Genomic DNA, 22,501 nt, shown 5'->3' with positions numbered 1-22,501 from the left:
TCGGTTCAATGCCAAACACAATGGTTGTCTTGGCATGAACCCGTTGCAATTCCTTCATCCACGCTACTAACTTGTCAATCCTTGGCGATGGTTTTGAAAGACACATTCTTTACCAAGTTCAATCCCTCTGAAATCGACTGCGCGAGCGACGTGTGTTTGCTTCGCGATGTCGGCCCCGACAACCAGAGTCGATTCGGTAATTTTTTGAATCCGTTGATTTTGCTTCTGTTTGTGCTTATACTTCATCTTGAGCGTCCTCCTTAATAAGGGCAGTGAATGTGATGCATTCGAGACCCAGCATACAGGAGGCGCTCTTTTTATTCAAACCTCAAATTAATTCATTACAGGAATGGCTCCCTTTATTTGAAGAAGCCATATTCGACTTCTCTTTTAATTTCCCTTTAATGACTTTTCCGCCAGGATTTCGGGGAAGTTCCGAAATAAATTCTATGGAAGCCGGTACCTTGTAATCTGCCAATCTTTCCCGAACAAATTGCTGCACCTCTTCTTCCGTGATCACCGCATCTTCTTTCGGAATTACAAAGGCTTTAACTGCTTCGCCAAATACGCCATCCGGAATACCGACAACGGCAGCTTCCAAAATTTTCGGATGGTTGTATAAAACGTTTTCTACCTCCACGGAATAGATTTTTTCTCCGCCGCGGTTAATCATGTCTTTCATACGATCCATGATATATACATAACCTTCTTCATCGATTTTCGCTAAATCCCCTGAACACCAGTAACCGTCGACAAAGGACTTCCTGTTCGCTTCCTCGTTGTTCCAATACCCTTCAATGACCATCGGTCCTTTTATCAGAAGCTGTCCGACTTCCCCCGATCTGCATGGGTTCCCTCCCTCATCAACCACTTTCACCTCGGCGACCGGAACCGCCCTTCCCACCGATTGGATTTTGCTTTCCGGACAATCCTGGGGCAAGATCGTCGTCGGTGAGGATGTTTCCGTAGCACCATAGGCATTATGCAGAGATGTTCCCGGAAACGCCTTTTGCAAGCAAGAAATCGTTTCTTCCGACATTGAAGAGCCGCCGTATACAATACAATTGACAGAATGGTAACTATGTTTAGTAAAATCCGGGTGAGACATCATCATGACATAAATGGTCGGGACATTAAACAGAAATGTAATGTTTTCCTCAGAAATTAGGCGGATGTAGTCACCCGTTTTGAATCTCCCCATAATCACTGATGTGCCGCCGACTCTCACCATATGAAGAAGCTGGCCAATCATGCCGGTGACGTGAAACAAGGGAACGGCAATAACTGTCCTGGTGCGACTGTTGGTCTTCAAAACGTGTTCATAATTCATTACGCTGTGAATCACACCCAAGTGGCAACCAATAGCACCTTTGGGTTTTCCTGTGGTACCCGAAGTATACATAATGAATAACGGATCATCTTCATCGACGTTGATATTCGGAGGGACCGTTTTTTGCAATAGAAGTTCAAACGGCAGATAATCTTTGCGGCCTGATTCCGCACGTCCGATCACGAAGAAATGTTGAATCTCGCCGAGAGAGCCTTGGTGTCTCATTTTTTCTACCTTGTCTATGAACTCGTGGTCTACGATCAACACCTTCGCCCCTGAATGGTTCAGCATGTAAGAAAGCTCCATTTCTTGCAGGCGCGTGTTCAAGGTAACGGCAATAGCTCCAATCCTTGCGCAGGCAAATACAAGAAGGGCAAATTCAATCTTATTTCCTACCAGAATCGCAACCCGGTCCCCCTTTTGGATTTCGTAGGAATAATGCAGATTTCCTGCCGTGAATTCGGCATTATCCCAGAGCTGCCGATAAGTCAGACGTTCGCTCGAGGCAACCAATGCTTCTTTTTCAGAAAAATCGTTTACCGTCTGCCTAAGCATTTCCGTAAGATTTTTCGGCCTGTCTTCGTATACCTTTACTGTCCGGTTAAAATGTTTTTCAGTGACAATCTTCATTCATTCCCACCCGACCTCTGTTGTTATCGCCCGGTCCAGCCGCCGTCAACGTATAGCACTTGTCCCGTAATATAAGCAGAAGAATCTGAAGCTAAGAAAACGATGGGACCCGCCAAATCGGACAACTCACCGACCCTTTTTTGCATGATGGAATTCACAATATTCCTGTATCGTTCCGGATCGCTCAGCCAGCCTTCCGTCATCGGAGTTTTGATATAACCGGGTGCGATCGCATTAACCGTAATGTTGTAAGGGGCTAGTTCCCCCGCCCAAACTTTGGTTAATTGATTAATGCCTCCTTTACTGGCTGCATAGGAAGTTTGAAATGGCATGCCAACGGAACCTAAAATGGATGAAATATTGATAATCCTGCCTCGTCCTTGCCGCATCATTTGGCGGGCAACGGCCTGACCGACAAGAAAAATTCCTTTGAGGTTTACATTTAGCACCTTATCCCAATCGCTTTCTTCCACTTCAACCAGCCGTTTTCGAATATTCATCCCGGCATTGTTCACCAGAATGTCAATGGATCCAAAATATTCGACAACCTTAGCTACCAATTCTTTCACTTCTGCTTTTTTCGTGACATCCGTGGGAATATAGCAAGCTTGAAAGCCGGCTGCTCTTAACCGTTCCTCGGCTAAACGTCCTTCTTCTGTTCCCCGGCTGGTGATCACCACCGTTGCCCCGTAATTAGCGAGCGCATTAGCCATACCAAAACCTATTCCCTTGCTGCCGCCGGTTACAAGGGCTATTTTGCCTGTTAAATCAAAGCTTGGAATCTTCATATCCAACATGCCTAACCGCTTCCTTCCCTTTCGAAGAACCAGGCGGATGTTTAAAACCAACATCCGCCGAAGTCCGTGAAGTCGAATTATTTGCCTGCTTTGTACTTAATGACATCGGATGCTGGAGCCATCTTGCCGTTTTGGTCTTTAATCATGACAACGGAAGTGGTTCCATAATGATTGTCCGGTCCATAGGAGACGTTGAAGGCGAGACCTTCGTTCCAATCTTTAAACGTTTCCAACTGCTTATTAAGGTTTTCCCAAGTCAAGTCGTTTCCGCAGCGGCGTATGGCCTCAACCAGCACCTCGGCTTCCGCCCATCCCCACTGTGCAGGCCCGCTTGGGTTCAAGTCCTTGCCATACTTCTTCAAAGCCTCTACATACTTGTTCACTTTCGGATCGCCGGAACCGACCATCGCTACCCAACTGGAGCTGTACACATTTTTCCAGGAATCTCCCGCCAAGTTGAACATGTTGTTGTCAGCGCCTGCTACACTCGTCACGATAAACGGTACATTGACACCTACCTTGCTTAATTCCTTCTTATATGCTGCGGTTGGTTTGGTAATGGAGAAGGAAAGAATGACATCGGGATTTGCTTCCTTCATTTTCAAAGCAGGCGAACTGAAATCGACGTCCGTCGAATTATAGGAAACTTCCGCAACCGGTTGCATTCCTTTTTTCTTTAATTCATCCACAGCAGCTTCATATCCGCTTTTTCCAAAGTCATCATTTTGATAGAAAATACCAATTCTTTTACCTTTTAATTCATCGACCGCATAATTCACGAAAATCCGGGCTTCGATGCCATAGTTGGTTAAAAGGCCGTAGATATTGGGAATTACCGGATTAACGAAAATGTCTGAACCGCTTGAAACCCCTACAACCGGAATGCCGGATTTCTTAAACTGAGGCAAGGCAGCCTTATTGCAGGATGTACAGTCATTTCCTACAATGGCAAATACCTTGTCCTCTTCAATTAATTTTTTCGCAATGGCGACGGCTCTGGACGGTTGGTATTCTTCGTCGTAAGTAACCAGCTTCAGCTTCCTGCCATTGACGCCCCCTTGATCGTTGACATATTGAAAGTAAGCGTCAATTCCCTTCGCAATCGCCCCGTATAAGGCGGCCGATCCCGACTGAGTGGCCCAGTTTCCGATTAAGATTTCCTTGTCGGTAACTCCCTGTGCCTGCTTGCCGGCTTTTTGTTGCGATGCCGGTGAGCTTGAATTTCCCCCTCCGCAACCGGAGAGGATTAGACTTGCGCTTAGAACGAGGCTCCCCATGAACAATAAGCCTTTTTTGTTCAACTTCAGCATACTTGTTACCCCCAAGTTTTTGATTTTTTATGTTCAGGATTTGACTCCTAAATACAACTCTCTGACACGTTCATCTTTCTTCAGGTCACTGGCCTTTCCGGACAAGGCTATCCGGCCGTTCTCAAGCACATACGCATGGTCCGCGATGGACAAAGCCAAATTGGCGTTTTGTTCGACCAGTAAAATCGAAGTCCCGATTTGATTGACATTTTTAATAATTTCAAAAATTTCTCTCACAATAATTGGCGCTAACCCCAACGAAGGCTCATCCAGGAGCAAAACTTTGGGTGATCCCATCAGCGCTCTGCCGATCGCCAGCATTTGCTGTTCTCCCCCACTTAAGGTCCCGGCGTATTGAGAGAGTCTTTCCTTCAGCCGGGGAAACAGCGCGAGCACTTGTTCCAGGTCCGTTTTCACTTGATTCCGATCCTTTCGCGCATACGAACCGATGCGCAAGTTCTCCAATACCGTCAATTGCGGGAACACCTGCCGATTCTCCGGACATTGAATGATCCGTCTTCTGACGATTTGGTCGGGAGTTTGTCCCGTTACATCCTCTCCTTTGTAATGAATGTTTCCGTTTGCCGGTTTGACGACTCCTGAAATGACTTTTAATACTGTAGATTTTCCGGCCCCATTCGATCCCAACAGAGTGACAATCGAGCCATCAGGGATTTGTAGATCAATATTCCGCAAAGCTTCGATGCTCCCATAGCGCGCGGAGATATTTGTCAATTTAAGCACTTTCATCCCTCTCTCCCAGGTACGCTTCGATGACTGCCGGATGCGTCTGAATTTCAGTAGGCAGCCCCTCCGCAATCTTCATGCCAAAATCCAATACCGCAATGCGGTCGGAAATTTCCATCACTAACGACATATCGTGTTCAATCATAAATACCGTAACGCCCCATTCATCACGAAGTTTGCGGAAAAATTCCCCCAACCGTTCCGTTTCTGCCGGATTCATTCCTGCGACCGGTTCATCCAACAGGAGCAGCTTGGGCTTTACCATAAGAGCTCTCGCGATATCCACCATTTTCTGCAGGCCAAAAGGAAGGTTTTTCACCACTTCCTGTGCAATATCCCTAATTTCAAGAACTTCCAGTATCTCCTCCGCTTTTTTTAAGACCTCCTTCTCTTCTTTCACAAAACCGGGCAGGCGTAAACTGCTGCTGAATACCCCGCTTTTAAGCAAGGGATGAAGCCCCGTCCGAAGATTATCCAGAACCGTCATATTCGCAAACAGTTCCACATTCTGAAAACTTCGGGCAATCCCTGCTCGTATTACCTGATGCGGCTTTAAAGCCAAGATGTTTTTTCCCTCGAAGACAATCTGTCCCCGTATCGGTTGATAAAAGCGGGAAATTGTATTTAAGACGGTGGTTTTACCGGCTCCGTTGGGTCCGATCAAGCTGAAAATCTGCTTATCCTCCACGGAAAGATCGAGATTATTGACGGCAGTCAATCCGCCAAACTGAACTGTAACCGCTTTCATTTCGAAAAACATCTTTTCACCCCCTACTTTTCTGAGCCTACTGCCTTCTTTTGGACAGTTCCATGAAAGTTTGAGTCAAGGCGCTCGTCCGAATAACCCCCTTTCTTCTCACGCCATTTGGAATGAATTGTTACTAAACCGTTCGGCAGGAAGAGGATGACAGCCACTAACGCCACCCCTGTTAAAACTAACGATAAACCCGGAATATGTTCAGTGAGCTGAGGAATCATTGTCAGCAAAATAGCGCCGATGTAAGACCCGGGGATGGAAGCGAATCCTCCCACTACAACCATGGCTAAGGCAATGAAAGAAATACTGATGTTAAAATCATGAGGGCTTATAAAACTCACAAAGTGAGCGTAAAGGCTCCCGGCTAATCCTGTGTAGAAGGCACTGAGGCTGAACATAAGCGCTTTGTACAGAGGGACATTGATTCCCATGGCTGTCGCTGCAATTTCGCTTTCCCTGATAGCGACGAAAGCGCGTCCGATTCTGCTGTGAATCAAATTCTTCATCAGCCAAGTGATGAGCAATACGGCCACCAACAGAAGGAAATACATCTTCATGTCCGTATCAAAGGCATACCCTAAAATCACCGGCTTCTCCGGGAACAGTCCGGAAAATCCCCCTGTGACGGAATCCCACTTCAACAGCAGTTCCGGAATGGCTACTCCAAATCCCAAAGTGGCAACAGCCAGAAAGTGGCCGCTTAATTTAACCGCGGGCAATCCAACGATAAATCCAACCAAAGCTGTGAACAATCCCGATAAAGGCAAAGCGAGTACAAAAGGCAATCCGAATGATAAGGTCAAAATCGCCGAGCTATAGGCGCCTATGGCGAGAAACGAAGCGTGGCCAATGGAAATTTGCCCGCCGTATCCGAGCAGAAGATTTAAGCTCATGGCGATAATGATGTAGATCAGGATTAAACTCCCTGAATACAGGAAGTAGTTCACCCCGCCCACGAAAAGAGGGTACAAAAACATTAGCAAAATAAAGAAATAACTTAATTTCAAGCGTTTGAGCAATCCCATGTGCCTTTACACCTTCTTTACTTGTTTGATACCGAGCAGTCCCGTTGGCTTGACATACAAGATGAAGATAATCAGGAAGAAAACAAAGGCTGTTTTCAATTCTGCAGAGACATATCCCGCCACCAGATTTTCAAACAGTCCAATAGACAAACCGCCGATGACTGCGCCCGGCAAACTGGCAAATCCGCCGAGAACTGCCGCCGCGAATGCCTTGATTGCAACCTCTCCCATCATGTTCGGATCAAGAAAGGTGGTGGGAGCGATTAAGATCCCTGCAATCCCCCCCAACACGGCGCTGATTGCCCAGGTCAGCGAAAAAATGGCCCCGACACGAATCCCCATCAGTTCGGCTGTACGCAGATTTTGAGCTGCTGCCCTCATGGCCAAGCCGGTCAAAGTAAACCTGAAAAGACAGAAAAACAGGAACATGAGTACCAAAGTCAAAGCAAAGATGAAAATTTGGTTGGGTGTAACCACTATGCTGCCAACCTCAATGGGTTCTCCTTCTACCGCCACCGGATAACTGGTCGGTTCATATCCCCAAATCATGCCGGCAATCCCACGAAACGCCATATAGAGTCCTAAAGTTAGAATGATTTGGCTAAGTACCGGCGCCTTTTGCACAGGCCGCATAAATATATTTTCCACCAGCATGCCAAACAGAGCGGCGAATACCAAAGCGGCAAGGAAAGAGATCCAGTATCCAAACCCCAAGGAATGCATAACAGTAAATCCAAAAAATGTGGAAATCATGGCCATCTCGCCTTGGGCAAAATTGACGAGATCCGACGTTTTATAAATCAGTACTAACCCTAATGCTGCCAAGGCGTACAAGCTTCCTGCCGCCAATCCGCTTACAATTTGTTGGGTCAGCATAAATTCACCCCTTTCACCTATCAATGTTTTTGTCACACACAACAATGCAATTCACGTGCCAACTGAAAATTCAAACAAAAACAAGAGAGGGATTACCAAACAGAGAACTTTCTTCTCCTTTGGTAACCCCTCAATCGATTCTTTTCGGAATCAACGATGAAGAATGGAATCGCTTTCATTTGATGCCTAATCTCTGCATCTTTTTCACTAAAGCCGACTGGCTGATTCCCAACACCCTTGCAGTTTTCCGGGTCGTTCTATGCTCAGCGAGCTTTTGTTCGATCGTTTTCCGCTCCACTTCTTCTATCAATTCCTTCAATGAACTTTCAGTCATCTGCGGGCCTTGACTTGTAAGGCTCAAGGGCAAGTCATGGATTTGAATCTCGTCTTGATCGACGGTAACGACAAGCCTTTCAATCAAATTTTCCATTTCTCTTATATTCCCAGGCCACTCATAATGCTCCATAAAGGAAATGACTTCCGGATGAAACTTTTTATTGAACCCGTATCTCTCATTGGTCTTATTTAAGAAGAAATAAGCCAAAGGTGCAATGTCCGCCTTTCGTTCACGAAGCGGAGGAATTTTGATCGGAACGATATTTAGGCGATAATAAAGGTCGTGCCGGAACTCACCTTTCTCAACCAGTTTGTCGAGTTGCTTGTGCGTAGCGGAAATAACCCGGACATCCACTTTAATGCTTTCTCTTCCGCCGACTCTTGTAATCTCAAACTCCTGCAGCACTCTCAACAATTTGACCTGTAAATCCAACGGCATATCCCCGATTTCATCCAAGAAAATCGTTCCTCCATTCCCCCGTTCAAACAATCCGGGCTTGCCGCGGCTATCCGCGCCCGTAAAAGCCCCCTTTTCATAACCAAAAAGCTCGGATTCCAGCAAAGGATGGGGAATCGCCGCACAATTTACTTTAATTAGAGGAAAGTTCCCACGGTCACTTGCCTTATGAATCATTTTGACGATTACTTCTTTACCTACTCCTGATTCTCCTAAAATCAACACCGAAGAATCTACTTTTGCAACTTTTTGAACCAGATGGAGAACATTAATGATTTCCTTACTGTGAGCGACAACCCCGTCCATCAGCAACTGCATGCTTTCTTTCAGTTTAAAATCCTGAATTTCATTCAAATATTTGCGTGTCAACGCTTTCGACTGCTGCAGTTCGAGCTTGAGCCGATTGAGTTCGGAAATATCCCGGACATTGGTTACCACGTATGTAATTTCTCCGTGCTCATCATAGATCGGGTTTCCTGTAACTAATACTTCCTTTTCCCGGACTTTTTGAACAATGGTTATCGGTCTTTTTTTCTCCAATACTTTAAAAGTGACGGATTCATTTATAATTCCTTCCTTAACGATGTCACGCAAATTTTTCCCTATGAGTTCTTCTGCCGTCACTCCGGTGATCCGTGTATAAGCTTCATTTACCATAATTCCGTTTGCTTGTGCATCAGCGACATATATCCCATCGTAACTGGATTGAAAGATCGATTGTAAGAGCAGATTCAATTGAAGGAGTTCTTGATAATCGGTCAATACTGCCACCGCCTTTTATAGTCACATAAGTATACTTTCTATTCTGTATATAATAATAATTCAAAATCGATAACTTTTTCAATCAAATGATTCCGTTTGGAATCACCGAGTATCTTTGATCCATATAGTACTGCTCTGCTCCGTTGGCATAAATCTTGCTCTAGTAAAGAGTTTTTGAATATGGTTTCTAAGAGGAGTGATATGGATGTTCGATTTTAGCCCGACACCGGAGCAGCAAGAAATGATAGAAAAGGCAACAGCTTTCATGGAAGAATATGTGTATCCCAACGAGAAGCATATGGTGCCCCACCGGGGATTGCCGGAAAAAATTCTCAAGCCTCTGCAGCATCGGGTCAAAGACTCAGGATTATGGGCCGGCCATATGCCAAAAGAAGTCGGCGGGATGGGAATGGGATTCGTTTCGCTCGGTTTGCTTTCCGAAATTATCGGCAGAAGCCCGATTGGCCCGTATATTTTTGGTTCGATGGCTCCCGACGCGGGAAATTCGGAAATTCTATGGCATGCCGGAACAGATGAACAAAAGAAGAAATATTTGCTCCCCTTAGTGAACGCAGATGTACGTTCCTGCTTTGCCATGACGGAACCGGAAGTCTCCGGCTCAGATCCTACCATGCTCCATGCGGGGGCAGAGTTAGACGGAGACGAATGGGTGATTAACGCTCATAAATGGTTTACAACAAGTGCAATCGGGGCCTCCTTTTCCATTGTCATGGCAATGACCGATCCGGAAGCTCCTCCCCACGAAAGGTTCAGCTTGTTCATTGTCGATGCGGACAATCCCGGATTTGAAATTGTCAGGGAAATTCCGGTTATGGGGGACCACTATGCCGGAGGACATTGCGAAGTTCGGTACACCAACTGCCGGATCCCCAAGGGGAACATATTGGGCAATCGCGGGGAAGGTTTTAAGCTGGCTCAACTGAGGTTGGGACCCGGACGGATTACGCATGCCATGCGGTGGATCGGTGTTGCAAAGCGCAGCTTTGATCTCATGGTAGACTACTCTACCGAACGGGTAACCCGCGGCAAACCATTGTCCGAGTTTCAAAGTATTCAAAACTTCATCGCCGATTCAGCTGCGGAGATTGAAGCGGCCCGCCTCTTGACACTTCATGCCGCATGGAAGATGGACCAAGGAGATGAAGCCCGCAAGGAAATCTCCATTATCAAGTTTTTTGGGGCAAGAGTTCTTCATGACGTCATCGACCGGGCCATACAGGTCCATGGAGCGCTGGGAATTACAGCTGATACTCCTTTGGAAGGGTTTTATCGCGAGGCGAGATCCGCACGAATCTATGACGGGGCGGATGAAGTCCACCGGATGGTTGTAGCCAAGCAGGTTCTTAAAGCATTCCACGCGGGGAGGTAATCAGCTTGAATCGCAGCAATCTTCTCCAACAATCCATGGAAATTAAGTGGGATTTAATTGATCTCCATATTCGATCCCGTATTTCTGGTCTCCCCCACGCTCCCATGGAGGTTGAACAGTTTTCCGCCGGATATTCGAATCTCACTTATTTGATCAAAATCGGAGACTGGAATGCCGTCTTCAGACGCCCTCCTTTCGGCCAGATTCCGCCTAAAGCTCATGATATGGAGCGCGAATTCAAGATTCTGCAAAAGATCCATCCGGTCTTTCCATTAGCGCCAAAGCCCTATCTTTATTGTGAAGACCCGTCGATTACAGATAAGCATTTTTATATTATGGAAAAAAAGAACGGCATTGTGTTGGATGATCAACTCCCTCCTGGATATCAAGAAAATGAGAAATATGCCCGTCTCGTGTCGGAGACCGTTGTAGATACATTAGCAACGCTGCACAGCATTGATTACAAGGAAGCAGGTTTAACGGACATCGGGAAACCTGACGGGTATCTGGAAAGACAGGTTGACGGCTGGATCAAGAGATACCATAACGCCCAGACGGATGATATCGCAGTGGTGAAGGAAATAGAGAAATGGTTGATCGATCATATTCCGAATTCCCCTGCCCCAACGATCGTCCATAACGATTTCAAACTCAATAATATGATGATTTCTCCTCATGATCCAAGACAGGCAGTTGCCGTGTTTGATTGGGAAATGTGTACGATCGGCGATCCTCTCACGGATTTGGGCAGCAGCTTGGCCTATTGGACTGAACCGGGTGAATGTGAAACAGGATTGACTTCTATCACCGTGAACCCCGGATTTATCACGCGCCGGGAATTTGCTCATCTTTATGCGGAAAAGAGCGGTCTGGATCTGTCGAATATCGATTACTATTTGACATTTGCCTTTTATAAAATTGGCGTAATTCTCCAGCAAATCTACTATCGTTGGAAAAAGGGAGAAGCCAAGGATGACCGTTTTTCGAAACTTGCTGAAGGAGTCAACAATCTGATGCACCAAGCTCTCCGGGCCCAAAACAAAGAATTGCTCTAGAAGAAAAACCCGAATCCCTTGTTGAGGATCCGGGTTATTTTATGGCCAATGTTCATTTTTCGATTTGCGACAATCGAACCAAAATCTGCCCCAGCACAGCACCAAACCAGATGCTTGCCCCTTTTTTATAAACCTACAACTGTCCATCCGCCATCGACAAAAATCGTTTCTCCGGTCATATAGCTGGACGCATTCGATACCAAGAAGACCGCTGCCCCCACCAGTTCATCCGATTGCCCCATCCGGCCCAGAGGAGTACGGGCAGCTACTTTCTCGCCAAACTCTTCACGGGTATCTTTAATGGCTTTTACTAGCGGCGTCTCGATATAAGCAGGAGCAATCGCGTTGACATGGGCTCCGTATTGGGCCCATTCCACAGCCAACACTTTCGTCAGCATGCTGACTCCTCCCTTGCTGGCACAGTAAGCTAGAGAAGCGGTCACCGCCAATACACCATACATAAAAGGCTTCGACAAAAAGGTTCTGTATCCTACCACCTATTCATTTGAGTCTGATTCCCTTGATCGAAAATAAACAGAAAAAATCCCGCACAATTATTTGCGGGACAACAAAAATAACTTGCTGTTTGATTCCTTACTGTCTCGTAATCTTGAAAATCATTCAAGTCGTTCTCTGCCAATGACTGATTCCTGGTAGGTCGTGTCAGCGGAGGGCCGCCAGGTCTACTCTCGGTACAAGTCCTTCTTGTGCCGCTCGGCTGAGTAAGGCTGTTACCGCCGCATACCCTTCCTCGCCCAAATTCGCAGTGAACTCGTTCACGTAAAGGTCGATGTGTGCTTGAGCCACTTCAGGGTCCAACTCTTGAGCGTGGCGCAGCACGTACTCCCGCGACATCTCCGGGTTTGCCCACGCGTATTCGACCGACGCGCGAATCCAGCCGGCGATAGCTTCCAGATCCAGTGACCGATGGGCGATAATTGCCCCCAACGGAATTGGCAGGTTCGTGTCGGCTTCCCACCAACTGCCTAAGTCAGTCAGGAGACGCAGCCCATACGAGGGGTATGTGAAGCGTGCTTCATGGATCACCAGCCCGGCATCGACCATGCCATCACGCACTGCCGGCATGATTTCGTGAAATGGCATAATAATAATCTCACCCACTCCCCCTGGCACGTTCTGGGCTGCCCACAGCCGAAAGAGCAGGTAGGCGGTTGATCGCTCACTAGGTACCGCGACCCGTCGGCCTGCAAGTGCCGCTGGATCATTGGGCACGACCTCACTGTTTTTCGTTAGTATCAGTGGCCCACAGCCTCTGCCCAATGCTCCTCCGCATGGAAGCAGCGCGTACTCGGACAGCACCCACGGTAGAGCCGCATACGAAATCTTGAGTACTTCCGGCCCATTGGGGCTGGCTGCCAAACTATTGGTGATGTCGATGTCCGCATACGTCACGTCAAGTTTAGGCGTGCCAGGCAGCAGGTCGTGCACCCAGGCATGGAAAACAAAAGTGTCGTTGGGGCATGGAGAGAATCCAATCCTCATAGTAACACCTCCGGAAATATTGAGCTCGCTGCTTCCAGCACGTTTAAAGCCTCTTTAATACGCCATGAGGCGCGGTCACGTGGACCGACCGGATTCGAGATAGCTCGGATTTCCAGAATTGGAACGCCGTGATGACGAGCTGCAGTAGCTACGCCATAACCCTCCATCGCCTCTGCGGTCGCCCCTGGCACTCGTGAGGTCAGTTCTAGTGCGGTGGTTGCGGTACCCGTCACCGTTGATACACTGAGCACCGGTCCAGCAGTTACTGGGAGTCCGGCTGCTTGCAGCCCTCCCGTAACTCGGGTCACCAGACGAGGATCAACTGGAACACGGGTTGAGCCGAACCCCAGCTCGTCCAGGCTACAGAAACCATCCGGCGTCTGGGCTCCCAGGTCGGCGGCGACGATCTCGTTTGCTACCACTAGAGAGCCTACTTCAGCTCGACCCGGAAAACCGCCGCCGATTCCAGCACTCACTACCAATCCGTACTTTGCAGTTGCCAACGCCGTCGCTGTGCTGGCTGCGGCCGCTGCTGGTCCGACCCCAGCCACCAACACCTCAAATCTGCTGGAACCATGAAGCCCACGCAATACTGCATCCCTCTCGGCAGACACAGAGGTCACCACAAGTACTCGCATTCCCGGTTCTTGCTGAGTGGAGTTTGAATCACCAGACGGTTCCGCGTTCAAATCGAAGCTCACTTTAAAAAACCCCTTTATTGTTTATCCATCATAGACTTTTTACACCCTTACTCAAAGTTATCTTGATCTTACCTCCGTGTAAAGAGGGTTGCTTAATGCCCAAGGGAAGGATGCATCCTATTTAGCAGGAACGTACATCTCTTAGATCCCGTGTATCAATGCTGTATAATCATTAAAAAATACAAAGTTAAGGATGAAGTATCGAGATGGCATTTGGAATCACGAGGGAAGAATTAACTCAATGGAAAAATGCGGTCAAAAAAGGAGAGATCGCTTTTTTAACACACTTTTGGTTAGATCCGCGTTTCCCGGGAGTTAATACCGTAACTAAAGTAGGATGCGCGGACATCAAACGCTTGTCAAAATGGTGTGTGGAGAATGGATTAAACCCAAGATACATTCATAACCGATCCCCGTTCCCGCACTATGACCTAATCGGTTCGAAGCAAAAGGAGATCCTGCAAAAGGAACGATTATGGCACCACTTGGAACGATTTCGACTTCTTTAGCTTTAATCTGTACTATTGCTGAATCGACGTACAGAGCTGTTCTTCACTTCGCTTCCATTTGAGAGTTCGCTTACAGAAATAAGTGGTGATGTTGAGTATCCTTGATTTGATCCCAAACTCGAGGAGGAAATCGATCAATGGAACAAACTGCAACCACATTGCCGCTGCTTAACGAACCAGCGCCGGAATTTTCGGCACTTACTACACAGGGTTACATCAAGTTGAGTGACTACCGTGGAAAATATGTTGTACTCTTTTCGCATCCGGCTGACTTTACACCGGTTTGCACAACTGAATTCGGCAGTTTCGCTGAAAACTACGATGAATTTGTAAAGCGGAATGTTCAGCCATCCGGGAGCATCTTCAACAGCCGCTGTACGATCAGTTTTCATTATTGACACAGAAGGTGTGTTACGTGCGATGATTTACTATCCGATGAGTGCAGGACGAAACATATTGGAAATTCTCCGGGTCATTGATTCACTCCAAACAACCGATGTTTCAAAAGATGTCGACTCCAGCGAATTGGCAGCCAGGCGACCCTCTTGTCGTTCCCACTCCTGCTTCTCAGGATTTGATCGAATCAGAGGAAGAAGCGAAAGCAAAAGGATACGAATACAAAACTTGGTATTTACGCTACAAGAAACAATAAATAGCTGAACTAACAAGGCTCGCCAAACGGAAGCCTGCTTTTGTTCCAACAATAAAGCCACTCCCAACTGGAGTGGCTTATCTTCGATTTTTGAATTCGTTATGCTTCCGCAGCGACCTTAGCTACCTTAGACTTAAATTCTATACGACGGCGGTGCAAAATTGGCTCGGTGTAACCGCTTGGTTGCTCATATCCCTTGAAAACGAGTTCACAAGCAGCCTGGAATGCCACAGAGTTATCAAAGTCCTCAGCCATAGGACGGTAGGCTGGGTCTCCAGCGTTTTGCTCATCTACCACTTTGGCCATGCGTTTCATAGTCTCTAGTACCTGTTCCTTTGTACAAATTCCATGGTGCAGCCAGTTTGCCACGTGTTGACTGGAAATACGCAGGGTAGCACGGTCTTCCATAAGTCCTACGTTGTTAATATCTGGAACTTTGGAACAACCGATTCCTTGCTCCACCCAGCGAACCACATAGCCTAGAATACCTTGCGCATTGTTATCCAGTTCCTGCTGAATTTCCTCAGGGGTCCATTGCGGGTTGGCAGCGACCGGAATGGTTAAAATGTCATCTCGTAAGTCACTAATGGATTCTTTTAATTTGTTTTGAACTTCCTTTACATCAATCTGATGATAATGAAGGGCGTGCAATGTAGCCGCAGTTGGTGAAGGCACCCATGCTGTGTTGCCACCTGCTTGTAGATGGGCAACTTTTTGCTTCAACATTTCTCTCATGAGGTCCGGCATTGCCCACATACCTTTACCAATCTGAGCGCGACCTTGCAAACCGCAAACCAGTCCAATGTTTACATTCGACTTTTCATAGCTTTGTAACCATTTTGATGACTTCATGTCATTTTTACGAATCATCGGCCCTGCTTCCATAGACGTATGGATTTCGTCCCCCGTTCGATCCAAGAAACCAGTATTAATGAACACAATTCGATCCTTGACTTGACGAATACAATTTTTTAAGTTCAAGGAAGTACGACGTTCTTCATCCATCACACCGATTTTCAGTGTATGGCGTTCTAGACCGAGCATGTCTTCAACTCGATCAAATAATTCATTGGCAAAAGCCACTTCTTCGGATCCATGCATTTTCGGCTTCACAATATAAATTGATCCCTTAGATGAATTTTGATATTGGCTATTTCTTAAAAGATCATGCTTAGCAATCAGGCTAGTAATGGCCCCATCCATAATCCCTTCCGGTATCTCTTGACCGTCCTTATCTAGAATTGCATTTATCGTCATCAAGTGACCCACGTTACGGACAAACATCAGGGAACGCCCACGTAAGCTGAATTCTTCTCCAGTTGGTGAGTTGTACGTACGATCAGGATTCATGGTCCGAGTTAAGGATTTACTGCCTTTGGCGAAAGTAGCAGACAAATTCCCCTTCATCAGACCTAACCAGTTTCTGTACACCTGGACCTTATCTTCAGCATCGACAGCAGCAACAGAGTCCTCACAATCCATGATGGTCGTTAGCGCTGCTTCCATAAGGATATCTTTCACACCTGCTCCATCCGTTTTGCCGACCGGATGATCGCAATCTATCTGGATTTCAAAGTGTAACCCATTATTTTTGAGTAAGATAGCAGAAGGGTTTTCTGGTTGTCCTTGATATCCCGCAAGCTTGGAACCATCCTGCAAGCCAGTCGTTTCTCCATTGCCAAGGGAAACGGACAATTGACCGTTTATGATCGAATACTGTACAGCTTCTCGGTGGGAGGATTCTGCCAATGGTGCCGCTTGATCCAGAAAGTCTTTCGCAAATGCAATTACTTTGTCACCACGAACCGGATTGTAAGCACCTTTACGCTCAGCTCCTCCTTCCTCACTGATCGCATCTGTTCCGTACAGAGCGTCATAAAGGCTTCCCCAGCGGGCATTAACAGCATTAAGAGCATAACGGGCATTATTGACTGGAACCACTAGCTGGGGTCCCGCTTGCAGTGCAATTTCATCATCTACCCCTTGAGTAGTAATCTGAAAATCTTCTGCTTCCGGTTCGAGATAACCAATCTCTTGCAGGAACGCTTTATACTTTTCAAATTCGAAATTTTCTCTGTTTTCTTCATGCCAATCATTTATTTTCCTTTGAATTTCATCTCGCTTGGCTAATAATGCTTTGTTCTTTGGTGCCAAATCGTGTACCAAGGTATCAAAATCAGACCAGAACTGCTCACTGGTCAATCCGCTTCCAGGAATGACTTCTGAATTTATAAACTGATAAAGAACTGGAGCAACTTGCAGATTACCTACTTTTACATAGTCTTTCATTGTATCTCTCCTCCCTAAATTATACCGACAACCAGGCACAAGTCATGATCGAAACGTGACGAGCAACTTCTTCTATTATAATACATGAATTGATATCGGCAGTCTATTATATATCAATTTTCCGGGTTTCAAGAAATGTTTCATAATACCATTGCTGTTATAATCATTCATAATCGCTCCCCGTTCCCCCACTATGACCTGATCGGTTCGAAGCAGAAGGAGATCCTGCGAAAAGAACGTTTATGGAAGCACATGGAAGAAGTACAAGCGGGCGATGGAATATATCCTGTCAAAGAGCGAGGCGCAGATCAAAGACATCCTTCACAAAACAAGTAAAAAGTATGCGGATTGGTGTGAAGAACAGCAAGTTAAATACGTGCTGGTAGGCAATGTAGAAGGCGTACAACGCAATACTTCAGCCAAAAAGAAAAAGAATCGGAGGAAACTTCCGCGCCAGGCAACGCAAAAATTATCGCAATGGCAGTTTGGAAAGCTGCAGGAGTATTTGACGTACAAGTTGCAGGCAAGAGGAATCCAGGTACAACAAGTGGACGAATCGTACACAACGCAAACATGTCCTGTTTGCAGCAGACGGAAAAAGTGTCTGGAAGAGTGTACAAGTGCAAATGCGGCTATCAACAGCATCGGGATATTCACGGGGCAAGCAATATTCTGGCGAAGTCGTTGTATGGGAACATACAACTAATTGTGGACAAGGTTCAGATGAAGTATCTACGAGTAGTGTAAACGAAAGTAGTAGAAGGTCTGGCACGACCCATGCCGAAAGGCATGTTGCTGATTTTGCGATCCTGTGTACTTATACTCGAAAGAGTAAGACTGTCCTAACGGACGGTCGCTAAGGCACGGTAAAGCGTAGATCAGAAACCCCAGCCTCTAAACGAAGTGAAGGCGGGGGAGTGTTCATACTCAGCAGATGCGGAGTCACAGAGCGAAATCTCCCTCACCGCCAAAGAAAAACTCCGCGTTCTCTATTTGCAGGTGAACCTGTAAATGAACCTGTTATAGCGTATGGACCGTTTGTAATGAATACGCAAGAAGAAATCCGGCAAGCGATTGCGGATTATCAAGCCGGGAAGTTCGATGAGTAGTAATAAAGTGAAATCCAACAAAATGGATTTGACTTTATTACTTGGCATTTTTTTTATGGACCCATTGACCTAGTTGTGCCAAGCTGATTTTTGATAGCAAGGCTCTTTATTGCATTGGCAACTTTCTTTGCAATTTCATCGTATTCCTCCCCGTTAAAATCAATGGGTGCTCCAAAACGCACAGTTACTTTCGAGAACCACCCTCCAGTCACTCCTTGTATGAGTACGGGCACAACCGGTGATTTGCTCTTGGCGACAAGAAATCCAATTCCTTTCTTTGGATCCAGCATTTCTTCAGACTTGGAGCGTGTACCCTCAATGAAGATCGAGAAAATATTTCCTTCGTCAATTAATTTCAGAGAATGTTTTAACGATTTGATGTCCGCACTGTTCCTCTTTACAGGAAATGCCCCCATCTGTCTAATGACCCAGGAGACAATCTTATTATTAAAGAGTTCTTCCTTGGCCATTATGAACATTTTTCTTGGAGTGTGTACGCCGACCAACAAGGAATCGTAATAGCTGCGATGGTTCATCGCAAGTATGCAGCCATCATTCGGTATAAGATTAAGACCTTCTACTTTGATCCTAAAGCGTAAAGATAGCCAAATTTTTACAACAATTCGAATAATACGATATACCACTTCATCTTCTCCTTTTTTGAAGTTATCATTTATTCATCCGCCTGCTAACCTGTTTGGGCTCTGCTCCATAATACCGCATTTTTGAATCAAGTTCACTGCTGCTGCACGAAAAAAAGGACGTACCAATAATAGTCGGTCCATCCCATAACTCGCTCTTCCCCATACCAGAGTCTATATCATCTTTAAGAATGGCCCTTAAATTGTTCCCTCAGGGCACACTTCAGGAACTTGCCCACTGATGTCAGCCCCCATGCACGGAATGCCAAAATAGGCCTCCAAGTGACGGTGATGGTTCCAAGCGAATGTGGCGACCCGATCACCGCGCCGGACCCCTAGCGACTGCAAAGCACTGGACAAACGGCGTGTCCGACGTGCAAAGTCGGAATAGGTATACCGAAAGACACCTGAAACAGTGCATGACACAATCTCCTTCTTTGGGAACAATTTCATATGATTCCTCTCCGTTCCCATTCTTCGACTTGTTCCGGTGAGGCGTTCAAAACTTCCTGAAAGACCTCCCGATTGTGCTGACTCAGAACGGGAGGTGGAGCGGTGTCGACCGACTTCAGTTGCCACACACCAAATCCACCGGCAGAAGTTGCCGTCTGGAACATAGTTCCCCACTCATTACTCTGGATGTTTGACACAAGCTCCTTCTCACAAACATGCGGATGTTGGATCATCTCTCCAGTGTCCAACACGGGAGCCATGCAGCAATCCACCTCCAGCGAAAACTGGGACCACTCGGCAAATGTTCGGGTTTTAAATAATGCTTTTATATCCAAAAAAGTCTGATTGTTTTCTGCAGCAGGACTGAAGTGATCAGCAATCCAATCTTCCCGCCCCACCGCCCGGCAGAAGTTCTCCCAAAACTTTTTCTCTAGTGCCCCCAGACTCACAAATCTGTTGTCTTTCGTTTCATAGATGAAGTAGGAAATGATGCTGCCACCCAATTGAGGGACGCCGCTTCCTTTTCCAGTAACCTGCTGAATCATCACATGACCGGTCATCATACCGATCATCGCGTCAGTAATCGAAATGTCAAGATAAGAACCTTCCCCTGTCATCTGCTTTTTGACAAGAGATGCCAAAATTGCCTCGCAAGCGGCAATTCCTCCAATCAAGTCGGCAAACTGAATCCCAGGCTGAACAGGTCTTCCCTCCTGATCTCTCAATTGGGAAAGAACTCCGCTAAGCGCCATGTAATTCAAATCATGTCCGCCGAGATTACGCAATGGACCTGTTTGTCCATATCCTGTTAAAGAACAGTAAACCAGGTTGGGTCGAATCTGTTTTAAGCTTTTATACCCAATCCCCAATGCATCGGCAACTCCAGGACGAAACCCTTCAATCACCACATCTGCCTTGCTGGCCAGTTGAAAGGCGATCTCCCGACCTGCAGGTTCCTTCAAATTGATGGAAACGCTTTTCTTGTTGCGGTTATTTGCAAGATAGACCAACCCCGTCCCATTCAAATGGTCTCCAACCGAGCGGGCAGGATCACCGGTTTTGGGCGGTTCTACCTTTATGACTTCGGCCCCCATGTCGGCAAGACGCTGAGTCGCATATGGACCGGGAAGATAACGTGAAAAGTCGACTACGCGGATTCCGTTCAGCATCAGGTAAACCATCCCCCATTTGGACATGTACGCTTCCTTTTGCTACAGTCCCATGTTTTTGGCGATAATCACTTTCATGATTTCGTTGCTGCCCGCATAAATGGCCGATACAGGAATATCCCGATAGCGCCTGGCGATTTTATATTCCTCCATATACCCGTATCCGCCATGAAGCTGCAGACACTGTGCGGCAACCCGTTTGGCCATCTCTGTCGTCCACCATTTGGCCATCGAAACCTTGGTTACAATATCTTTGCCCCCGATATGGTCCGCGATCAGCTGATCAAGGAACGCACGACCGACTTCAATTTCGGTTGCCATTTCCACAATTTTGAACTGGGTGTTTTGAAACTTGCTGATCGGCTGCCCAAATGCTTCCCGGCTTTTTACATAATCAATCGTCATGTTCAGCATTTCTTCCGCCGCGACTTGGGCGGCAATTGCTACCACAAGGCGCTCCTGCTGCAGTTTCTCCATCAGATGGAGGAACCCTTTCCCTTCCTGTCCGAGCAGATTGTCGACCGGAACCAGGCAGTCTTCAAATATCAACTCGGCCGTATCCTGACTGTGCAGCCCGATTTTATCCAGCTTGCGGCCACGGGAGAAACCGGGGGTGTCCCGCTCCACCAGAATCAAACTGATCCCTTTGTGAGCAGGAACAGCTTTCGGATCGGTTTTGCACGCCACCAGCACAAGATCGGATTGAATCCCGTTTGTGATGAACGTTTTTTGACCGTTCAACACATAGTGATCCCCGTTACGGATGGCGGTGGTTCTGATATTTGCAAGATCGGATCCCGCACCTGGTTCGGTCATCGCAATTGCGGTAATGATATCACCGCTCGCACAGCCCGGAAGCCACCGCTGCTTTTGCTCCTCTGTTCCGTATGTCGTTATATAGGGAACCACAATGTCGTTGTGCAATCCGATTCCGACCAAACCGGAGCCTACACGCTCCAATTCCTCGTTAATCACTACCGAGTAAGCCCAATCCGCTCCCGCTCCGCCGTACTTTTCCTCAATATCCGGACACAGATAGCCCTGATCCCCCATTTTCCTCCAAAAGGAACGCGGGATCAAACGGTCTTGTTCCCACTGGTCATAATAAGGAACCGCTTCTTTTTCGAGAAATTTGCGTAGTGTGTTGCGGAACATCCGATGCTCGTCACGCAGATATAAATGGCTCACAGTTCTTCCCCCTTCTCCCCTTTATTTGGGCTGCATGCGAATGGCTCCGTCCAGACGAATGGTGTCTCCGTTGAGCATTGGATTTTCGATAATGCTTTGCACGAGCATCGCGTATTCATCAGGCTGTCCCAAACGGGGCGGGAACGGAACCATGGCACCAAGAGCGGTCCTTGCCTCTTCAGGAAGAGAAGCAAACAGCGGTGTTTCAAACAAACCGGGTGCAATCGTCACGTTGCGAATGCCATATCTTGCAAGTTCCCTTGCAATGGGTAGTGTCATCCCGACAATTCCTCCCTTGGAGGCACTGTAAGCCACCTGCCCGATTTGCCCTTCAAATGCCGCAACAGAGGCCGTACTGATAATGACACCCCGTTCACCGTTTTCATTGGGAGCGTTTCCGATCATTTTCTCTGCCGCCAATCGTATGACATTGAATGTTCCAACAAGGTTGACTTGAATGACCTTAGTAAAAGTCGATAAATCATGAGGTTTGTCTTTATTCAATAATTTTTGGGCAATTCCAATACCGGCACAATTGACAGCCGCATGAATCTGTCCAAACCTTCCCAGGGTCTGCTCTAAAGCCCGTTGCACGTCAGACTCACTTGTAACATCCGTTTTGACAAACAGGACATGTTCATTCCCCAATTTCTCTACGAGGGCCAATCCCTTTTCTTCAGACAAATCGAGAATCGCGGCTTTTCCTCCGTTCTCTACAATCCTTGTTACCGTCGCTTCCCCCAGTCCGGAGCTGCCTCCTGTAACAACCGCTGCACAATCTTTTACTCTCATCTTCTTTCCTCCCCGGATGTTAG

23 protein-coding genes and 3 pseudogenes are annotated in these 22,501 nt (G+C 46.9%); 8 read left to right on the top strand and 18 right to left on the bottom strand.

Annotation, left to right across the window (positions count from 1 at the left end; genetic code table 11):
- The 9 genes and pseudogenes from ACFO8Q_RS10715 to ACFO8Q_RS10675 form a co-directional block, all read right to left on the bottom strand.
- Window positions 1-246, bottom strand: a pseudogene (locus ACFO8Q_RS10715) (IS110 family transposase); the annotation flags it as partial.
- An 82-nt stretch (window positions 247-328) separates the two neighbouring features.
- On the bottom strand, window positions 329-1,960 hold the full coding sequence (locus ACFO8Q_RS10710) for a class I adenylate-forming enzyme family protein (RefSeq protein ID WP_380025762.1): 1,632 nt from the start codon (window positions 1,958-1,960) through the stop codon (window positions 329-331).
- Between the two features lie 23 nt (window positions 1,961-1,983).
- Window positions 1,984-2,748: an SDR family NAD(P)-dependent oxidoreductase gene (locus ACFO8Q_RS10705; RefSeq protein WP_380025767.1), complete on the bottom strand. Its 765-nt coding sequence runs from the start codon at window positions 2,746-2,748 to the stop codon at window positions 1,984-1,986.
- Between the two features lie 86 nt (window positions 2,749-2,834).
- Window positions 2,835-4,067, bottom strand: coding sequence for an ABC transporter substrate-binding protein (locus tag ACFO8Q_RS10700; protein WP_380025761.1), 1,233 nt, complete (start codon window positions 4,065-4,067; stop codon window positions 2,835-2,837).
- Between the two features lie 33 nt (window positions 4,068-4,100).
- Window positions 4,101-4,817 (bottom strand): ABC transporter ATP-binding protein, encoded by a 717-nt coding sequence (locus ACFO8Q_RS10695; protein WP_380025760.1) that lies wholly within the window; start codon window positions 4,815-4,817, stop codon window positions 4,101-4,103.
- A complete protein-coding gene (locus tag ACFO8Q_RS10690; RefSeq protein ID WP_380025759.1) occupies window positions 4,804-5,574 on the bottom strand; it encodes an ABC transporter ATP-binding protein in 771 nt (256 codons plus the stop codon). The genes ACFO8Q_RS10695 and ACFO8Q_RS10690 overlap by 14 nt, the downstream gene beginning before the upstream one ends.
- An 11-nt stretch (window positions 5,575-5,585) precedes the next feature.
- Window positions 5,586-6,596 carry a branched-chain amino acid ABC transporter permease gene (locus ACFO8Q_RS10685; RefSeq protein ID WP_380025758.1) on the bottom strand — a complete coding sequence of 337 codons (1,011 nt, stop codon included), beginning with the start codon at window positions 6,594-6,596 and terminating at the stop codon, window positions 5,586-5,588.
- A 6-nt stretch (window positions 6,597-6,602) separates the two neighbouring features.
- Window positions 6,603-7,472 (bottom strand): branched-chain amino acid ABC transporter permease, encoded by an 870-nt coding sequence (locus ACFO8Q_RS10680; RefSeq protein WP_380025757.1) that lies wholly within the window; start codon window positions 7,470-7,472, stop codon window positions 6,603-6,605.
- 175 nt (window positions 7,473-7,647) lie between these two features.
- A complete protein-coding gene (locus tag ACFO8Q_RS10675) occupies window positions 7,648-9,027 on the bottom strand; it encodes a sigma-54 interaction domain-containing protein (protein ID WP_380025756.1) in 1,380 nt (459 codons plus the stop codon).
- Window positions 9,028-9,232: 205 nt separating this feature from the next.
- On the opposite strand from ACFO8Q_RS10675, the gene ACFO8Q_RS10670 reads away from it, so the two are divergent.
- Entirely contained in the window at window positions 9,233-10,417 is a 1,185-nt protein-coding gene (locus ACFO8Q_RS10670) for an acyl-CoA dehydrogenase family protein (RefSeq protein WP_380025755.1), read from the top strand.
- A 5-nt stretch (window positions 10,418-10,422) separates the two neighbouring features.
- Window positions 10,423-11,472, top strand: coding sequence for a phosphotransferase family protein (locus ACFO8Q_RS10665; RefSeq protein ID WP_380025754.1), 1,050 nt, complete (start codon window positions 10,423-10,425; stop codon window positions 11,470-11,472).
- Between the two features lie 125 nt (window positions 11,473-11,597).
- Here the strand turns inward: ACFO8Q_RS10665 and ACFO8Q_RS10660 are convergent, their stop codons facing one another.
- The 3 genes from ACFO8Q_RS10660 to ACFO8Q_RS10650 form a co-directional block, all read right to left on the bottom strand.
- Complete coding sequence (locus ACFO8Q_RS10660; RefSeq protein WP_380025766.1) at window positions 11,598-11,933, bottom strand: SDR family oxidoreductase; 336 nt, start codon at window positions 11,931-11,933, stop codon at window positions 11,598-11,600.
- Window positions 11,934-12,135: 202 nt separating this feature from the next.
- On the bottom strand, window positions 12,136-12,975 hold the full coding sequence (locus ACFO8Q_RS10655; RefSeq protein WP_380025753.1) for a 1,4-dihydroxy-6-naphthoate synthase: 840 nt from the start codon (window positions 12,973-12,975) through the stop codon (window positions 12,136-12,138).
- Window positions 12,972-13,613, bottom strand: coding sequence for a futalosine hydrolase (locus ACFO8Q_RS10650; RefSeq protein WP_380025765.1), 642 nt, complete (start codon window positions 13,611-13,613; stop codon window positions 12,972-12,974). Before ACFO8Q_RS10650 ends, ACFO8Q_RS10655 begins: the two co-directional genes overlap by 4 nt.
- Before the next feature lie 269 nt (window positions 13,614-13,882).
- On the opposite strand from ACFO8Q_RS10650, the gene ACFO8Q_RS10645 reads away from it, so the two are divergent.
- From ACFO8Q_RS10645 to ACFO8Q_RS23940, 3 genes are all read left to right on the top strand, one after another.
- Entirely contained in the window at window positions 13,883-14,185 is a 303-nt protein-coding gene (locus ACFO8Q_RS10645) for a hypothetical protein (protein WP_380025752.1), read from the top strand.
- 137 nt (window positions 14,186-14,322) lie between these two features.
- Window positions 14,323-14,583 carry a redoxin domain-containing protein gene (locus tag ACFO8Q_RS23945; RefSeq protein WP_465251885.1) on the top strand — a complete coding sequence of 87 codons (261 nt, stop codon included), beginning with the start codon at window positions 14,323-14,325 and terminating at the stop codon, window positions 14,581-14,583.
- Window positions 14,584-14,681: 98 nt separating this feature from the next.
- Window positions 14,682-14,837 (top strand): hypothetical protein, encoded by a 156-nt coding sequence (locus ACFO8Q_RS23940; RefSeq protein ID WP_465251887.1) that lies wholly within the window; start codon window positions 14,682-14,684, stop codon window positions 14,835-14,837.
- A gap of 99 nt (window positions 14,838-14,936) precedes the next feature.
- Here the strand turns inward: ACFO8Q_RS23940 and ACFO8Q_RS10635 are convergent, their stop codons facing one another.
- Entirely contained in the window at window positions 14,937-17,126 is a 2,190-nt protein-coding gene (locus ACFO8Q_RS10635; RefSeq protein ID WP_380025751.1) for a malate synthase G, read from the bottom strand.
- A gap of 274 nt (window positions 17,127-17,400) precedes the next feature.
- Here ACFO8Q_RS10635 and ACFO8Q_RS23935 point away from each other — a divergent pair.
- The 3 genes and pseudogenes from ACFO8Q_RS23935 to ACFO8Q_RS10625 form a co-directional block, all read left to right on the top strand.
- Window positions 17,401-17,688, top strand: a pseudogene (locus ACFO8Q_RS23935) (IS200/IS605 family accessory protein TnpB-related protein); the annotation flags it as partial.
- A complete protein-coding gene (locus ACFO8Q_RS23930; RefSeq protein WP_465251886.1) occupies window positions 17,604-17,873 on the top strand; it encodes a zinc ribbon domain-containing protein in 270 nt (89 codons plus the stop codon). The pseudogene ACFO8Q_RS23935 and the gene ACFO8Q_RS23930, both read left to right, overlap by 85 nt.
- A 170-nt stretch (window positions 17,874-18,043) precedes the next feature.
- On the top strand, window positions 18,044-18,235 hold the full coding sequence (locus tag ACFO8Q_RS10625) for a pirin-like C-terminal cupin domain-containing protein (protein WP_465251884.1): 192 nt from the start codon (window positions 18,044-18,046) through the stop codon (window positions 18,233-18,235).
- Window positions 18,236-18,288: 53 nt separating this feature from the next.
- Here ACFO8Q_RS10625 and ACFO8Q_RS10620 read toward each other — a convergent pair whose 3' ends face one another.
- The 5 genes and pseudogenes from ACFO8Q_RS10620 to ACFO8Q_RS10600 all read right to left on the bottom strand — a co-directional run bounded on the left by ACFO8Q_RS10620 (window position 18,289) and on the right by ACFO8Q_RS10600 (window position 22,478).
- A complete protein-coding gene (locus ACFO8Q_RS10620) occupies window positions 18,289-18,879 on the bottom strand; it encodes a lysophospholipid acyltransferase family protein (protein ID WP_380025750.1) in 591 nt (196 codons plus the stop codon).
- 243 nt (window positions 18,880-19,122) lie between these two features.
- Window positions 19,123-19,350 (bottom strand): annotated as a pseudogene (locus ACFO8Q_RS10615) (AMP-binding protein); the annotation flags it as partial.
- The gene (locus ACFO8Q_RS10610; RefSeq protein WP_380025749.1) at window positions 19,326-20,525 is read right to left on the bottom strand and encodes a CaiB/BaiF CoA transferase family protein; all 1,200 of its coding nucleotides are present in this window, start codon (window positions 20,523-20,525) and stop codon (window positions 19,326-19,328) included. The gene ACFO8Q_RS10610 and the pseudogene ACFO8Q_RS10615, both read right to left, overlap by 25 nt.
- 15 nt (window positions 20,526-20,540) lie before the next feature.
- The gene (locus ACFO8Q_RS10605) at window positions 20,541-21,686 is read right to left on the bottom strand and encodes an acyl-CoA dehydrogenase family protein (RefSeq protein WP_380025748.1); all 1,146 of its coding nucleotides are present in this window, start codon (window positions 21,684-21,686) and stop codon (window positions 20,541-20,543) included.
- Between the two features lie 21 nt (window positions 21,687-21,707).
- Window positions 21,708-22,478 carry a 3-hydroxyacyl-CoA dehydrogenase gene (locus tag ACFO8Q_RS10600; RefSeq protein WP_380025747.1) on the bottom strand — a complete coding sequence of 257 codons (771 nt, stop codon included), beginning with the start codon at window positions 22,476-22,478 and terminating at the stop codon, window positions 21,708-21,710.
- Window positions 22,479-22,501: the final 23 nt, after the last annotated feature.

The sequence above is a fragment of the Effusibacillus consociatus genome (assembly GCF_042652925.1).
Classification (GTDB): Bacteria; Bacillota; Bacilli; order Tumebacillales; family Effusibacillaceae; genus Effusibacillus; species Effusibacillus consociatus.
This window is presented reverse-complemented; position numbering and strand designations above follow the sequence as displayed.

Excerpts from the sequence above, each read along its gene's own strand:
- ACFO8Q_RS10695 (WP_380025760.1), bottom strand. The coding sequence starts at position 4,817 with ATGAAAGTGCTTAAATTGACAAATATCTCCGCGCGCTATGGGAGCATC.
- ACFO8Q_RS10650 (WP_380025765.1), bottom strand. The coding sequence starts at position 13,613 with ATGCGAGTACTTGTGGTGACCTCTGTGTCTGCCGAGAGGGATGCAGTA.
- ACFO8Q_RS10685 (WP_380025758.1), bottom strand. The coding sequence starts at position 6,596 with ATGGGATTGCTCAAACGCTTGAAATTAAGTTATTTCTTTATTTTGCTA.
- ACFO8Q_RS23945 (WP_465251885.1), top strand. The coding sequence starts at position 14,323 with ATGGAACAAACTGCAACCACATTGCCGCTGCTTAACGAACCAGCGCCG.
- ACFO8Q_RS10600 (WP_380025747.1), bottom strand. The coding sequence starts at position 22,478 with ATGAGAGTAAAAGATTGTGCAGCGGTTGTTACAGGAGGCAGCTCCGGA.
- ACFO8Q_RS10645 (WP_380025752.1), top strand. The coding sequence starts at position 13,883 with ATGGCATTTGGAATCACGAGGGAAGAATTAACTCAATGGAAAAATGCG.
- ACFO8Q_RS10710 (WP_380025762.1), bottom strand. The coding sequence starts at position 1,960 with ATGAAGATTGTCACTGAAAAACATTTTAACCGGACAGTAAAGGTATAC.
- ACFO8Q_RS10705 (WP_380025767.1), bottom strand. The coding sequence starts at position 2,748 with ATGAAGATTCCAAGCTTTGATTTAACAGGCAAAATAGCCCTTGTAACC.
- ACFO8Q_RS10635 (WP_380025751.1), bottom strand. The coding sequence starts at position 17,126 with ATGAAAGACTATGTAAAAGTAGGTAATCTGCAAGTTGCTCCAGTTCTT.
- ACFO8Q_RS10670 (WP_380025755.1), top strand. The coding sequence starts at position 9,233 with ATGTTCGATTTTAGCCCGACACCGGAGCAGCAAGAAATGATAGAAAAG.
- ACFO8Q_RS10610 (WP_380025749.1), bottom strand. The coding sequence starts at position 20,525 with ATGTCCAAATGGGGGATGGTTTACCTGATGCTGAACGGAATCCGCGTA.
- ACFO8Q_RS23930 (WP_465251886.1), top strand. The coding sequence starts at position 17,604 with ATGGCAGTTTGGAAAGCTGCAGGAGTATTTGACGTACAAGTTGCAGGC.
- ACFO8Q_RS10680 (WP_380025757.1), bottom strand. The coding sequence starts at position 7,472 with ATGCTGACCCAACAAATTGTAAGCGGATTGGCGGCAGGAAGCTTGTAC.
- ACFO8Q_RS10655 (WP_380025753.1), bottom strand. The coding sequence starts at position 12,975 with ATGAGGATTGGATTCTCTCCATGCCCCAACGACACTTTTGTTTTCCAT.
- ACFO8Q_RS10690 (WP_380025759.1), bottom strand. The coding sequence starts at position 5,574 with ATGTTTTTCGAAATGAAAGCGGTTACAGTTCAGTTTGGCGGATTGACT.
- ACFO8Q_RS10660 (WP_380025766.1), bottom strand. The coding sequence starts at position 11,933 with ATGTATGGTGTATTGGCGGTGACCGCTTCTCTAGCTTACTGTGCCAGC.
- ACFO8Q_RS10700 (WP_380025761.1), bottom strand. The coding sequence starts at position 4,067 with ATGCTGAAGTTGAACAAAAAAGGCTTATTGTTCATGGGGAGCCTCGTT.
- ACFO8Q_RS23940 (WP_465251887.1), top strand. The coding sequence starts at position 14,682 with ATGTTTCAAAAGATGTCGACTCCAGCGAATTGGCAGCCAGGCGACCCT.